General features: G+C 44.2%; 11 protein-coding genes. 3 read left to right on the top strand and 8 right to left on the bottom strand.

Annotation, left to right across the window (positions count from 1 at the left end; translation table 11 throughout):
• Window positions 1-33 precede the first annotated feature (33 nt).
• A complete protein-coding gene (locus tag VIN08_RS15305; protein ID WP_331966838.1) occupies window positions 34-402 on the bottom strand; it encodes a hypothetical protein in 369 nt (122 codons plus the stop codon).
• Between the two features lie 535 nt (window positions 403-937).
• On the opposite strand from VIN08_RS15305, the gene VIN08_RS15300 reads away from it, so the two are divergent.
• Window positions 938-1,339: a response regulator gene (locus VIN08_RS15300; protein ID WP_331966836.1), complete on the top strand. Its 402-nt coding sequence runs from the start codon at window positions 938-940 to the stop codon at window positions 1,337-1,339.
• On the opposite strand, the gene VIN08_RS15295 is transcribed toward VIN08_RS15300, so the two are convergent.
• Window positions 1,336-4,998, bottom strand: coding sequence for a chemotaxis protein CheB (locus tag VIN08_RS15295; RefSeq protein ID WP_331966834.1), 3,663 nt, complete (start codon window positions 4,996-4,998; stop codon window positions 1,336-1,338). The genes VIN08_RS15300 and VIN08_RS15295 overlap by 4 nt on opposite strands.
• Before the next feature lie 72 nt (window positions 4,999-5,070).
• Between VIN08_RS15295 and VIN08_RS15290 the strand changes: the two genes are divergently transcribed.
• Window positions 5,071-5,469 carry a response regulator gene (locus VIN08_RS15290; RefSeq protein ID WP_331966833.1) on the top strand — a complete coding sequence of 133 codons (399 nt, stop codon included), beginning with the start codon at window positions 5,071-5,073 and terminating at the stop codon, window positions 5,467-5,469.
• Window positions 5,470-5,520: 51 nt separating this feature from the next.
• On the opposite strand, the gene VIN08_RS15285 is transcribed toward VIN08_RS15290, so the two are convergent.
• The 6 genes from VIN08_RS15285 to VIN08_RS15260 all read right to left on the bottom strand — a co-directional run bounded on the left by VIN08_RS15285 (window position 5,521) and on the right by VIN08_RS15260 (window position 11,513).
• Window positions 5,521-6,039, bottom strand: coding sequence for a DUF6691 family protein (locus VIN08_RS15285; protein WP_331966831.1), 519 nt, complete (start codon window positions 6,037-6,039; stop codon window positions 5,521-5,523).
• A gap of 7 nt (window positions 6,040-6,046) precedes the next feature.
• Window positions 6,047-6,610 (bottom strand): YeeE/YedE family protein, encoded by a 564-nt coding sequence (locus VIN08_RS15280; RefSeq protein ID WP_331966856.1) that lies wholly within the window; start codon window positions 6,608-6,610, stop codon window positions 6,047-6,049.
• Between the two features lie 23 nt (window positions 6,611-6,633).
• Window positions 6,634-8,043, bottom strand: a complete 1,410-nt coding sequence (locus VIN08_RS15275) for an MBL fold metallo-hydrolase (protein ID WP_331966829.1) — start codon at window positions 8,041-8,043, stop codon at window positions 6,634-6,636.
• 214 nt (window positions 8,044-8,257) lie between these two features.
• Complete coding sequence (locus tag VIN08_RS15270; RefSeq protein WP_331966827.1) at window positions 8,258-8,461, bottom strand: heavy-metal-associated domain-containing protein; 204 nt, start codon at window positions 8,459-8,461, stop codon at window positions 8,258-8,260.
• A 90-nt stretch (window positions 8,462-8,551) separates the two neighbouring features.
• Window positions 8,552-10,795: a heavy metal translocating P-type ATPase gene (locus tag VIN08_RS15265; protein WP_331966826.1), complete on the bottom strand. Its 2,244-nt coding sequence runs from the start codon at window positions 10,793-10,795 to the stop codon at window positions 8,552-8,554.
• A 130-nt stretch (window positions 10,796-10,925) separates the two neighbouring features.
• The gene (locus VIN08_RS15260) at window positions 10,926-11,513 is read right to left on the bottom strand and encodes an AraC family transcriptional regulator (protein WP_331966824.1); all 588 of its coding nucleotides are present in this window, start codon (window positions 11,511-11,513) and stop codon (window positions 10,926-10,928) included.
• A gap of 251 nt (window positions 11,514-11,764) precedes the next feature.
• Here VIN08_RS15260 and VIN08_RS15255 point away from each other — a divergent pair.
• The coding region (locus VIN08_RS15255) for a VCBS repeat-containing protein (protein ID WP_331966822.1) at window positions 11,765-14,973 on the top strand (3,209 nt) is incomplete at its 3' end.

Here is a 14,973-nt window from a genome sequence, read left to right as displayed (position 1 = left end):
TGAAGCTTAGGGCAAATCATTAGAGCTAGTTTATTATCTGCCTATCTTCTTCTTTTCTATCGGTATAGAATCGGAGAGATTATACTTTGTCTTATCGATACCTTTTGCAGAGGTGAGTTCGCCCGTAGGAAGAAAACGCAGCTCTATTTTTTCTGATTTACTTCGCTTGGTATAGCAATACCACAGAGGCTTGGCTGCAGTGCGGGCTCCATCGGGTTTTGTTTCGGTATATACCGTCCAGTAGCCATCTTCGGGCAATGCTCCAAAATCTTTCTCGTATGCCTGCTGTACTGCGAGCGGCACTTGTTCTGCCGTAATACGAATAGATTGCTTCACCGGTGCCTGGGCAATTGCTATCATCAGCAGGCACATCATCATTCCTGTAACCAGTATTTTTTTCATGAGGCGCTGTAGTTTTGTTTGTAACTTTTTTAACGACACCTGCACCCGGAAGTTAAGGTAAATACATCCCGTAAGATTCCGTATTTTGCACACCGTTATCCCCCGAAGAAAAACAGACAACGGTACCCCCACACGACACAGTCTGCAGCTGGTATACCTTTAAAATATACTGGTAAATCTTACAACAAAAACAATTGTTTATTAACTATAACACGATCCCCTCTGCCTGAATGTGCCTGTTACGTGCATCGTGTCTCCGTCACTATAATTTAGCATGGAGCCAGCACACTGCGGATTTATATACCTGCAAGGGCATTTAAGAGAGTATACACGATTTCAAATATTCGTTAAAACATGGATTTTTATAACTATAGCATCCATCTTCCAATAGATATTGCCTTCTGTAAACTGCCTATAAACGGGTTTAACCTTACACATAAAGGAATTGTAAACCTCCGTAGGGTTATGTTTAAAAGAAGGTAATCCCAGTATTTCCTATAAATTTGGGACAATTAAATTTCGAACTACCCTGTCTATGAGCAAACGCATTCCGAATATCTGGATAATCGATGATGATCCTATGTCATCTTTTATGCTCAAACGACTGGCTGAACTGGGCGAACTTGCCGACATCATTACAATCTATAACAGTGCGCGTGCTGCACTGGACTATCTTCAGGCAAACCCGAAAGCACAAAACCAACTGCCCGATGTTATACTGCTGGATATCTATATGCCTGTAGTAAACGGCTGGGATTTTTTGGCAAAGTTCAGAGAATTGAAACACGAACTCATCAAGCACATCGACATCATGCTGGTCAGTTCGTCAGATCACCCGCGTGATATAAACCAGGCTAAAACTTTCGAAGAAGTGATGGCGTATGTCACCAAACCCGTATCGCTCGAACGTCTCAAAGAATTACTGGAAAAAAATTAATTCTTCGCAGGTTCTTGATCTTCCTGCAGGTTCTTTATAATCACGCCATTTACCGGAAGGTAAACGGTGAAGATGGCACCTTTATCTAATTCACCGTGGCCATCAATCACTCCGCCATGGATCTCTACAATCTTCTTTGCGATGGATAAACCTATACCGGTGCCTTCATAGTTTCTGCCATGAAGACGTTGAAATATACCAAAGATCTTTTCTTTATACTCGTTCTCAAATCCTATACCGTTGTCTTCCACTTTCACGCACACAAAGTCTTTTGGATCAATACCCAGTCGTAGTGCCACTTCCGGAGCTATAGGTTGCTCTTCAATAATTATCTGAGGCACTTCTTTATTGGAGAACTTCAGCGCATTGGCAATGAGATTCTGAAAGAGCTGTCGCATCTGGCCCGGTACAGCATTCACCACAGGGAGTTTGCCAATGATAATCGATGCATTCTTTTCCATGATCGCTATATCCAGGTCATCGCATATACGTTTGATCACCCGGTTAAGATCGGTCTTCTCTTTATTTACTTCACTGTTCGATAACTTCGAGAGCGTGAGTACATCTTCGATAAGGGTTTGCATGCGACCGGATGACGACACGATCTTGTTCAGGTAGCTTTGTTCACCATCGGTAAGTTTATCCTGGATCTTCGACTGAAGTATATTTCCGAATGCCTGTATCTTGCGCAGCGGTTCCTTCAAATCATGCGAAGCTACTGAAGCAAATTGCAGCAAGTCAAAGTTCGATCGCTCAAGCTGAGCATTCGACTCTACAAGCTTTTGTGAAGTCTGCTGCAGATCAGCATAACTTCGCGCGATCATATCAGCTGCTTTTTTCTTATCGGTTATATCCGTAAAAGTTGCCACCAGTCCATCAAGCATCTTTACCGCGATAACTTCAAACCAGCGATCATCGCTGTCGTAATAAAACTCAAAGCGCTGCGCATCTCCATGTTCCATAACACGCTGAAATATACCTATATATTGTTCGTGTCCGGCCGGCAGAACTTCTTTTATACTCTTCCCCACTACTTCTTTGTTCTTCAAGCCGAGCATACGTTTGGCTGAATCATTTACAGCCAGGCAAATAAAATCGACAACATGATTATGCTGACTGCGCACAGCTTTTAAGGCTGTAATACCACTGGTAGAACTATAAAATATACCTTCTATTATACTCGACAGTCGCTTCGATTCGGTTATATTAATAAAGTTTACTACAGCACCATCGATCTCTTTGGTATGCCTTACATAGGGAGTTATACGCATAGAGTAATACATACCGTTACCCACATTTACTTCCTGCTCGATCGATTTATTGGTCTCAAGAACCCGTCTAATCATATTTACCAGATCTGTTTCCGTCAGATTCGTGGTGATATCCATGATCGAACGGCCTATATCTGTCTCAATCACGTTTACGATCTTCTTTACAGCAGGAGTAAACCTGCGTATCTGCATATTCTTGTCTACAAGTATCTGGCCGATCTCGGAATTGAGAAAGTAATTATTAAGATCATCGTTTAATTCCAGCAGCTCCTTTATTTTCAGTTGATGCTCTCCGCTTACCGTATATAGTTCTTCGTTGAGCGATTGCAGTTCTTCGTTGGTACTTTGTAATTCCTCGTTGGTAGAGATCAACTCTTCATTGCTCGATTGCAATTCTTCGTTTGTTGTTTCTGACTCTTCAATGAGCGCCTGCAGATTCTCACGCGTTTCGCGCAGTTCACGTTCAAGATCCAGTACACGATCGTGGTTTACAGCGGGTATATTTTCTCCACCAACAGCGTGCATTTCTTCCTGCTGCTCTTCTTCCAGTATTACACAGAGATACGCTTGCCCGGGTTGCTGAAAGAACGGTTTCACAGTAACATTTACCAATTCATTAACTCCGTTGTGTACCGGTATATGTTTTATCTCTATGCGTTCATTCTGTGCTACAGCCTTGCGCACACAAATGCTGAGCATCGTTGCCAAGTTGGTATCTACCAGTTTCAGCAAGTTGAAATTGAAATTATCTTCCGGAAAGTTGAGGAAATGCTTGAAGTTGCCGGTAGCCTGTTTAATAGAAAATTCTTTATCAATCAGAATACCGGCAATCTTTCTGTTCTCGATCAGTGTTTCGCGAAAGGCATCCGCCATCAGATTTGCTCCCTGCTTTACATGCGCCTGACGGCGCGTTGCATAGACACGGTTCTCCAGGGGAGAGAGTATAGATTCTTCTGTTGTATGCGATTTGGTTATACATCTATATATCTTCCACTTGCGATTCACCTCCTGCATCACATCTTTTAGTATACCTATATTTTCGCTGGGCCCCAGCATCAGGAACGAGTTCACATTCAACGCAAAATGAAAACGCTTCAGGGCTTTTCCCTGCAACTCCTGGTTCAGGTATATGAACATGTTACGGCAGGTGATCATATCCAGTTTGCTGAAGGGCGGGTCACGCAGAATGTCATGATTAGCAAACACGACTACTTTTCTTAAATCCTGCGATACCCGATACATATTTCCATCCGGTACAAAATACTTCCGCAGATAGTGCTCCGGCATATCGTTCGCAATAGAAGCACTATATATACCACGCGAAGCAATCTCCAATGCTTCGGTATCTATATCGGTGGCAAATACTTTCAGGTTCAGTGCCTGTCCTGTTTTTTCCAACCGCTCCAGCAACAGCATTGCCACGGTATAGGCTTCTTCACCACTGCTGCACGCAGCCACCCATACCTTTACAACATCTCGCGGATGTTTGTTTGCCAATATTGCCGGCAACGCTTCATTCTGCAAAATTTCGAATGCATCCGGATCGCGGAAGAAGCGTGTTACATTGATCAGGAATTCCTTACACAACGTTTCCATCTCCTGCTCATTGTTCCGCAGGTAATCGCGGTATTCTTTCAGGCTATGTATATCTACCTCTGCCATACGTTTGGCAAGACGCCTGAATAACGTAGGCCGTTTATAATTCATAAAGTCGTGCTGCGTTGCCATTCGCAACATCTCCAGCATTTCTTTTAGTATAGTTTCTTCTGCTGCCGTAAGTTTCGAGAATGATCGCACCAGTGGTAATTCTTTCAGAAGCTCCAGCAATTCACTGCCAATCATTTCCGATGGCAGAATCATGTCGACTAAACCGGTAGCGATCGCGCTGTTAGGCATACCATCAAATGCTGCACTCTGCGGATCCTGAACAATTACAATACCATTGCTACCCTTAATGGCTTCTATACCGCGCGAGCCATCGGTGCCTGTGCCCGACAATATAATACCGATAGCATCTTTACCTTTATCGCGTGCGAGCGATTCAAAGAATACATCTATAGCCTGATTCGGAAAAGAAGAATTCTTCTTCTCCATTAAATGAAGTTTGTTACCTTCAATCGTCATCAGTGTTTTGCGGGGAATCAGGTATATACAATCCGGCTCAACCTCCATTCCTTCACTTGCTTCCAATACCCGCATCGTAGTATGCTTGGAAAGTAATTCCAGCATAAGACTTTTATAGTCGGGCGATAAATGCTGAATGATAACAAACGAAAAACCTGTGTGTTGACTAAGGTTATCGAAGAGATCGTGGATGGCTTCCATGCCACCGGCAGAAGCGCCTATTCCTACTATATAATGTTTTGAAGCTCGTGCTACCGTTGCCATTATCGATAATATCTGAACATCTATGCTGTTTGCGGGATAAATTAATGTGCCTATATTTAAAGAATGAACTCTATGAACATTCTTTTAGTGGAAGATGACCCAGATGACGTTGAACTTCTGTTAGAGGCGTTGCACGACAACAATATAGAGTTCATGATGGAGTCGATTAAAGAGGGTGACAAAGTGTTGTCTTACCTCGAATTGTGTAAAAATCTCCCCGATATTATTATTCTGGATTTGAATCTTCCGAAAATGCACGGACGTGAGGTACTTATTTCCCTAAAAGGGTCGCGCTTTAGTGTGATCCCTGTAGTTATATTAACAACCTCTTCCTCCAGGGAGGATATTGATTTTTGTCTTAAATCCGGAGCAGATACATTTATCAGCAAACCTTCTACTGTGGAGGGTTTCAACAAGACGGTGATGACTATTGCCGCAATTGCATCGCAGACAGAAAAACATCTGCGTTAAGAATCTCATTGTTTTTCGAATTTCCTGCAGACTACAGAAAATATAGTATAGCTAGTGCGGAAGTTTTTCGCGCAGGCGCCCATATACCCATGTGCCCGTTAAAGCGCTTGCCAATGTTACTGTTATTACAACAGCTCCTGTACCGATTTGTGCATATAGTGGCCCCGGACACGCACCGGTAAGTGCCCAGCCAAAGCCGAAGAGAAGTCCGCCATAAATAGTGCCCTTGCTAAATTGTCGCACCGGGTACATGATTGTTTCACCATGAATGGTTTTTACCTTCAGCTTCTTCATGATCAACAACGAAATTATACCGGTAACTACTGCGGACCCAATAACCCCATACATGTGAAATGACTGAAACCGAAACATCTCCTGGATACGAAACCACGAGATCACTTCTGACTTTACCAGTAATATCCCAAAGAATATACCCGCTACTACATAACGTATATAGTATACCCATGCATGCGAGCGCTCATTTTGTTTCTTGTCATGGTTAAGTGAACGCACCTCTCCATCGAGATTTTCCGATAGTTTTGATGGGACAGATGATACGGGCTTGTTCATAGTGACACTATAATTGTAATATATAGGGAAGAATAAAGTTTGCTACAATTATACCACCCACCATAAAGCAGATAGTAGCAACCAGTGAAGGCCATTGAAGATTGGATAACCCGGTGATAGCATGACCGGAAGTGCAGCCACCGGCATAGCGTGTGCCAAAGCCAACCAGAAAACCACCTGCAACCATAAGTATAAATCCTTTTAGTGTAACAAGATTTTGCCAGTCGAAAAGTTCGTGTGGCACCAGTCCGCTTGTATCCGTTATACTATAGGTTGCAAGCTCTGTTCGCAGTGCCTCAGTGATCTGCACAGGTTCGTGTGAGTTGAGTAGTGAGCCGGCAATCACGCCTCCTAACAAAATACCCGCAGCAAAGAAAAGATTCCAGATCTCTTTCTTCCACTCGTATTGAAAGAACGGAATATTGGCCGGTACACAAGCCGCGCAGATATGACGCAACGTAGAGGAAATACCAAATGACTTGTTACCCAGCAACAACAGGCACGGCACAGTAAGCCCGATCAGCGGACCAGCTATATACCACGGCCACGGTTTGGATAATACTTGGAGCAGATCGTGCACAGGTATATAGTGTGTTATTTATTAGAGGAACAAACAAAATCTGTTTTCGGTACATTGGTGGCAGCAATTGCTTTGAAGCCACCGGCTACTTCAATAAGGTTATTCCATCCGCGTGCTTTCAGAATAGAAGCCGCGATCATGGAACGATAGCCGCTCGCACAGTGAATATATACTTCACCTTCTTTCGGGATTTCAGCAAGATGCTCGTTCAGAAAATCAAGCGCAGTGTTGGCCGCACCTTCTACGTGCTCCGCCTGATACTCGCTTGGCTTGCGTACATCGGCTATGGTAAGTTTACTTTGACTGAATCGTTTAGCAAACTCATCCGCAGATATAGTATCAATCGTATCTACATCTTTACCTGCCTGCAGCCAGGCTTTGAAACCACCTTTCAGATAACCGAGTGTGTTATCGTAACCCACACGAGCGAGACGTGTTACAATCTCTTCTTCGCGTCCTTCATCGGCAATCAATAATATAGGATGCGTTACACCTGGTATAAGCGCTCCAACCCACGGAGCAAAACTTCCATCTATACCTATATTGATAGCGTTGGGTATAAATCCTTTTGCAAAAGTTTGTGCTGCACGGGTATCCAGTATCAATGCACCGGTCTCGTTGGCAGCAGTATCAAATTCTTCCGGACTGAGAGCCTGTGTTCCTTTACTCAGCACAGCATCTATACTCTCATATCCTTCTTTATTCATTTTTACATTCTCGGGGAAGTATGCAGGCGGTGGCAGCAGGCCATCCGTTACTTCGGCTATAAATTCTTCGCGCGTCATATCGGCACGCAGTGCATAGTTACGGGTGCGCTGATTGCCCAACGTATCCACCGTTTCCTTCATCATACTTTTACCACAGGCAGAACCTGCACCGTGTGCCGGGTATACAATGATATCATCGGCCAGCGGCATGATCTTGTTACGCAGTGAATCATATAGCATACCAGCCAACTCTTCCTGTGTAAGATGCGAAGCTTTCTGTGCGAGATCCGGACGACCAACATCACCGAGAAATAATGTATCGCCACTGAAGATTGCATAATCTTTACCTTCTTCGTTCTTCAACAAATACGTTGTCGACTCGAGTGTATGCCCGGGTGTATGCAATACTTTTATCGTGAGCTTGCCTACATGAAGTTCTTCACCATCGGTAGCTATATGTGCTTCAAATTTTGGATTAGCCTGCGGACCATATACGATCGTAGCACCTGTTTTAGCTGCCAGGTCCAGGTGGCCTGAAACGAAATCAGCATGAAAGTGCGTTTCCAATACATACTTGATGCGGGCACTGTCTTTCCTGGCTTTCTCCAGGTAAGGAGTAACTTCGCGCAGCGGATCAATAATAACTGCTTCTCCTTCTGACGCTATATAGTAGGCCCCCTGAGCCAGGCATCCGGTATAGATTTGTTCAACTTTCATGTTTACAATATTCACTTTCTGTAACAAAGATAGGCATAAGTTTCTTCCTTCTACCATGATCATTGTCAGGATTCATTGGCCGTTATTCGTTAACTGTTATTCGTGAATGGTTATTCGATTAAGAACCAGAACGTTTCGCACACCCGCTCACATCCACGATTAACGATTATACCAATAACCGATAACAATTAACGGATAACCGCCACCGAATAGTTCACAAAAGTGGTTCAGCTTTATACCCCGCTTTTTGCAAGGCATCCTGAATAATTTTCTCCGAAGTGTCACCTTGCACAGTAAGCGTCTTCTGCGGATCCAGTATATCTACCCGCCAGTTACCCGTGCCAGCCGTCTCATCCAGGTAAGGTGTAACCTTTGCCACACACGCAGCACACTTGATCGTTGTTTTATACTTTTTCATATCATTTTCTTGATTATTCTTTTCAAAAATTTTAACATCCCAAAAATCTTAACCATTTGAATCTTGAACTATAAATCGTAAACAAAGAACTCAAATCCTCGCCATCTTCAATCTCAAACTATTCATCACTACCGAAACCGAACTCAGCGCCATTGCTGCGCCTGCTATCATCGGGTCAAGCAGAAAACCATTTACGGGATATAGTACACCGGCAGCGATTGGTATGCCAATAACATTATATATAAATGCCCAGAAAAGATTTTGTCGCACAGTCGCTACGGTGCGTGATGAGAGTTTTAATGCTTTGGGGATGGATTGCAGATCAGACGTGATCAACGTCATCTTTGCAGTGTCCATCGCTATATCAGAGCCCTTGCCCATTGCTATACTCACGTCTGCCTGCGCCAGTGCATGCGAGTCATTTATACCATCGCCAGCCATGGCTACTACTTTGCCTTGCTTTTGCAGTTCGGCAATAAAAGCAGCTTTATCAGCCGGAAGCATACCGGCCCGGTAGTGTTGCAGACCTACCTGTTGAGCTATAGCTTTGGCAGCCTGCTCATGATCGCCCGTGAGCATATATACTTCTATAGCCTGTTGCTGCAGCGCAGCGATCGCTGCACGTGAGCTTGCCTTTACACGATCGGCTATAGCGATTATCGCCAATACCTTTTGCTGATCCGCAAAATATATAACCGTGTGTGCCGATGCCTGCCATTGTGCCGCCTGCTGATCTATAGCAGGCATTACAGTAATCGTATTCTCTTCGAGCAGCTTACGATTACCGGCAAAATATACTTTACCGTTATACTCGCCTTTTACACCGCGTGCTGTTATACTTTCAAACTTTGCAACGGCTGTTCCCGCTACACCTTCTGCTTTCAGTTTATTTACCACAGCATCAGCCAGCGGATGTTCAGATTGTACTTCCAGTGCATATAGTATACTTTTTTGTTCTGCTATAGCAGGCATATCAATCCACGCCTGATCAGTTACAGTGGGATGACCTTCTGTTATCGTACCGGTTTTATCGAGGATCACTACATTTACCCGATGCGCAGTTTCAAGACTCTCGGCATCTTTAATGAGTATATTATTTTCAGCTCCTTTACCCATGCCTACCATAATGGCAGTAGGTGTAGCAAGGCCCAATGCACACGGACATGCAATTACTAATACAGTTACTGATGTGAGTAACGCATGTGTAAAAGCATGTTCGCCTCCCGCCATCATCCATACAATAAACGTAACGATCGCTATACCTATAACCACCGGCACAAATATACCGGCAATGCGATCAACTAGTTTCTGAACGGGCGCTTTACTACCTTGTGCTTCCTGCACCATACGAATAATAGTAGCGAGCACAGTATCTGCTCCCACCTTCTCGGCGCGAAACTGAAAACTTCCTTTTTGATTGATCGTTCCTGCAAATACGTGGTCATTCGTTTTCTTTTCAGCAGCAAGTGGTTCACCGGTTATCATACTCTCATCTACAAACGAAGCACCGCTTGTTACTATACCATCCACCGCAATCTTCTCGCCCGGCCGCACAACGATAAGGGTACCCGCCAGCACGGAAGCTACCGGCAATTCTTTCTCCACGCCATCAATGATAGCACGCACAGTTTTCGGTTGCAGTCCCATCAGCTTGCGAATAGCATACGAAGTACCAACCTTAGCACGCTCTTCGAGTAATTTCCCCAATGAAATAAAAGCAATCACTACCGCTGCTGCTTCAAAGTATACATGCGGATGCAGACCCCGTGCATGCCAGAATTCCGGAAAGAATGTATTGAACAGGCTGAATAAAAATGCTATACCGGTAGACAGCGCCACGAGCGTATCCATGTTGGCATTGCCATGCAGCGCCTGCTTCCATGCATTGACAAAAAATGTTCTGCCAAAGTAAAAGACAACGGGCGCGGAAAGGATCATTGATATATAGTTTACATACGGCAGATCCATAAAGAACATGGAGAGAATCACCACCGGCACAGCCAGTATAGATGCCCCTATGGTTCTGATCTTTACTGCCTGGTAATATTTTTTTTGCGCTTCCTCTTTTACGGCCTGTGGATCCTCTACATCATCTACGACCAGGTCATACCCGACAGCGCGCACAGCCTGCTGTAGTTCGGCTGGCGTTACCTCACGCTCATCATACTCTACCCACGCAGATTGATTGGCAAAATTTACAGCAGCGTTTGCCACGCCCTGCACAGCCTTTAAACTGGACTCAACGCTTACGGCACACGCAGCACAACTCATTTCCAACACCGGAAAACTTTGATGCTGCAAGTGCTTCGCAGATTTATGAATAACATCCTTCATACCTTATTACTGTTTATCAGGACTGCACCGGAGATGCTCGCGTATATAGTCCAATTACACTACAAGTATACAGGGAAAAGAAGGCTGAAGTTTTACAGAATTATCGGAGTGATTTACAGGATTGTCTCTCCTACTTTTTTGGATGGACAGAATCGATCGGTGTACGCACATCTTCTGCCTTGCGCGATTTTTTTAATTCGGAAGGTGTAAGGCCCGTGATCTTTTTAAACTGTGCTGATAAATGTGCCACACTGCTATAGCCCAGTTTATGGGCAATCTCGCTCAGGTTAAGCTCATCATAGAAAAGCAATTCCTTGGCGCGTTCAATTTTCTGGTGAATAATATACTGCTCAATGGTAGTGCCCTCTACGGAAGAAAAAAGGCTGCTGAGAGAGTTATAGTCATGATGCAGTTCTTCCGCCAGTATATCCGACCAGTTAAATTTCCGGTCGATCGTATCCACATGATGAATGCGTTCTATGATATTGTTCTTGATGCTCTCAATCAATCGTGCACGTTTGTCATCAATACGCGCAAAACCCACCGCCGTTAACGCGACATCGATGGTATCAAGCTGTTCTTTGCCAAGCGATGTTTCTGATAGCTGCACTTCGCCCAACGTTACCTTCTGCGGATGCAAACCCAACCGGGTCAGTTCTTGTGTCACCACTATTTTACAGCGGTCGCATACCATGTTTTTTATGTGCAGTGTAGTCATCTCTCTTCTTTTTACAACCGCAATATTAACCAAGTTTATGATGAATAAATTCCGTTTGCCGAAATGTATACTTCAAAACAATAAGCCGCATAATTAAGCTTCGAATACTTGCTTAACTACCCGTTTATTGATAATTTAATTAGAAATTAACCTGTGAAAGTATACTCCTGAAATTCCGTGTACTCGTGTGCCTGCAGGCGATTATCGACAGGAATTTTATGGATGCTTCTTTCAACCTGACCTAACCCAACATGAGACGGCCCCATCTCAAATTGTACCTGATCTGTTTGCTCGCTTTACCAGCAGCAGCACAGAAAAATACTCCGCTCTTTACTTTGCTGAAACCGGAAGCAACCCATGTAAAATTTACCAACAAGATACGCGAAGACGATTCGCTGCACGTGCTGGTATATGAATATCTCTACAACGGACACGGTATTGGCGTGGGCGATTTAAATAATGACGGGCAGCAGGATATTTTTATATCGGGTAACACAACACCCAACAAACTCTTCATCAACACAGGAGCACTCACGTTTGACGATGTTACCAAAGATGCCGGAGTAGCCGGCAACGGAACATGGAGCACCGGGGTAAGTATAGCAGATGTAAATGGCGATGGCCTCTCCGATATATATGTATGCCACTCGGGTAAATATAAAGCACCACAATTAGCAAACGAACTCTTCATCAATACAGGAGCAGTAAACGGAAAACCGCGCTTTATCGAACAGGCTGCACGTTACGGTATAGATGCTCCGGGTACACAATCTACACAAGCTGCCTTTTTTGACTATGATCGCGATGGTGATCTCGATATGTTTTTACTGAATCATTCCATCAATACATACTATGCTTTTTTAAATACACGCAAGCAACGCGCAACGCCCGACCTGCGCTATGGTAACCGCTTGTTTCGACAGGATCAGCAGAAAGATGGCTCCCCTATATTTACCGATGTTACCCTGCAGGCAGGTATCATCAACAATCCACTCAACTATGGATTGAGTGTGAACATCAGCGACATAAACCAGGATGGCTGGCCGGATATATATACCACCAGCGATTACTCTGAACATGACTGCTACTATGTAAATAACCAGAACGGAACATTTACACAGTCACTGCAAAAATCGTTCGCGCATATATCCAAGTTTTCCATGGGAGCCGATGTAGCCGATTATAACAACGATGGTTTACCGGATGTCTTTACACTCGATATGTTACCAGCCGATAATCATCGACAGAAATTATTGAAAGGCCCGGATGAATATGATCAATATCACCTCTTGCTGGATAGTGGATATTACCGGCAAAACATGCGCAACATGTTACAATTGAATCGCGGTAAAGATGCCGATGGTAATGTACGTTTCAGTGAGATCGGTCAACTGGCCGGAGTATCAAACACCGACTGGAGCTGGTCAGGATTGTTTGCCGATCTGAATGCCGATGGCTGGAAAGATCTAGTGGTAACCAATGGCTACCTGCGTGATTTTACCGATCTCGATTTTCTGAAATATACCATGGCTGATGCCCAACTGGCAGCTGCGGCAAAAGGAAATATGAATTTTAAATCCTACAGCCTGGTGCAGAAGATGCCCTCTAATAAACTGAGTAACTACCTGTTTGCTAACAAAGGTGATCTTACCTTCGAGAATATGACAAAAGCCTGGGGCTTTGATCTGCCCACGATATCTAATGCAGCGGCCTATGCCGACTTTGATAACGATGGCGATCTCGACCTGGTAATCGGCAACAATAACGAACCAGTAATGCTCTGGCGAAACAACGCTGCCGCTGACAGCCACACCTGGCTGCAAGTGAAACTGGAAAGCAACAGCAAGAACCGGCAAGCACTGGGCACAAAGCTATATCTATATACCGGCAGCACGTTTCAATACCAGGAGCTATACCCGGTGCGTGGCTTTCAATCAACCGTAACACCGGTGGTATATTTCTCAACCAAAGCCTCTGCTATAGATTCACTTGTGGTGCAATGGCCCTCCGGAAAAACATCAGTCATGCGCAACGTTACCCCTAAGCAAATTCTTACACTTCATGAAGATGAGAGTATCGTAACGACATCGAATAAAACTGTAAAAAAAGAAGCCGGGTCAAAATTGTTTACACCCGCTCCTGTCGGTGAGCAAATTGATTTTCGTCACCAGGAAAATGATTTTGTTGATTTTAAGGCAGAAGTACTTATACCCTATCAGCTCAGCAGAATGGGACCTGCGCTTGTAAAAGGTGATGTGAATGGCGATGGCAATGAAGATATATTTCTCGGTGGTGCCATCGGACAATCGGGTATACTATATTTCCAGAATAACGATGGCTCATTTAGTCGTGCACCCAGTCAGCCGTGGAAGAACGATCTGCAAAGTGAACAGGTAAACGGACTCTTCTTTGATGTTGATAATGATCATGACCTTGACCTATATATAGTATATGGCGGCAACGAATACCTGGACGACTCACCAGAATTTCAGGACAAACTTTTCATCAACGATGGCAAGGGCTCATTCAGCTTTGCCGGTAAAGTTTTACCCGTGATGCGAAGTAATAAACAGCCGGTAGCCTCCGCAGATTATGATCAGGACGGAGATCTTGATCTCTTCGTTGGCGGAAGAGGTAAATCCGGATATTTCCCCGAAGCATCGCGGAGTTATATACTGCGAAATGATACAAAGGATGGCAAGATACTTTTTACCGATGCTACCCGCGAAGTATGTGCCGATCTGCAAGCGCCCGGTATGGCTACCGTTGCAGCGTGGGCTGATCTGGATGGTGATAAATTTCCGGAGCTTGTTCTTACAGGTGACTGGATGCCTATACTGTTTTTCAAGAATGATCACGGCAAATTAACCAATCATTCCAAAGATGCAGGCACGGATAGTATGTACGGTATGTGGAGTGCATTGGAGATTGCAGATATCGACCAGGATCACGATGCCGATATTATACTTGGCAACTGTGGGTTGAATACTCAATTCAAACCTACTCCCCAGGAACCGATGACTATTTATACCAGTGACTTTGACAACAACGGCACACTTGATCCCATAATAAGCTATTATATACAGGGGAAGAGTTACCCAATGGCGAGTCGCGATGAGTTATTGGATCAAATACCGATGCTGAAGAAAAAATTCATCAAGTATATAGATTATGCAGATGCTACTCTTCAAAGTATATTCAGTGGTAGTCAACTGGCGCTGGCGAAAGTATTAAAATGTACAGAATCACAAAGCATGATCCTTCGGAATGATGGCAATATGAATTTTTCCAGGCATGTGTTACCTACAGAAGCACAGTTCTCTAAAGCTCAAGGTATAATTGCTGACGATTTTGATCATGATGGTATACAAGACCTGGTGCTCGCAGGAAATTTCTATGGCTATAGAACACAATTGGGCGACAGCGATGCGAGCCTTGGTTCGTTCCTGAAAGGCATGGG

The sequence above is a fragment of the Ohtaekwangia sp. genome, assembly GCF_036568665.1.
Classification (GTDB): domain Bacteria; phylum Bacteroidota; class Bacteroidia; order Cytophagales; family Cyclobacteriaceae; genus Ohtaekwangia.
The sequence above is the reverse complement of the archived record's forward strand: the minus strand, read 5'-3'. Positions and strand labels throughout refer to the sequence as shown.

Bases quoted from the DNA above. Each gene is read 5' to 3' on its own strand.
- VIN08_RS15265 (WP_331966826.1), bottom strand. From the start codon at position 10,795: ATGAAGGATGTTATTCATAAATCTGCGAAGCACTTGCAGCATCAAAGT.
- VIN08_RS15285 (WP_331966831.1), bottom strand. From the start codon at position 6,039: ATGAACAAGCCCGTATCATCTGTCCCATCAAAACTATCGGAAAATCTC.
- VIN08_RS15290 (WP_331966833.1), top strand. From the start codon at position 5,071: ATGAACATTCTTTTAGTGGAAGATGACCCAGATGACGTTGAACTTCTG.
- VIN08_RS15270 (WP_331966827.1), bottom strand. From the start codon at position 8,461: ATGAAAAAGTATAAAACAACGATCAAGTGTGCTGCGTGTGTGGCAAAG.
- VIN08_RS15300 (WP_331966836.1), top strand. From the start codon at position 938: ATGAGCAAACGCATTCCGAATATCTGGATAATCGATGATGATCCTATG.
- VIN08_RS15295 (WP_331966834.1), bottom strand. From the start codon at position 4,998: ATGGCAACGGTAGCACGAGCTTCAAAACATTATATAGTAGGAATAGGC.
- VIN08_RS15305 (WP_331966838.1), bottom strand. From the start codon at position 402: ATGAAAAAAATACTGGTTACAGGAATGATGATGTGCCTGCTGATGATA.
- VIN08_RS15275 (WP_331966829.1), bottom strand. From the start codon at position 8,043: ATGAAAGTTGAACAAATCTATACCGGATGCCTGGCTCAGGGGGCCTAC.
- VIN08_RS15260 (WP_331966824.1), bottom strand. From the start codon at position 11,513: ATGACTACACTGCACATAAAAAACATGGTATGCGACCGCTGTAAAATA.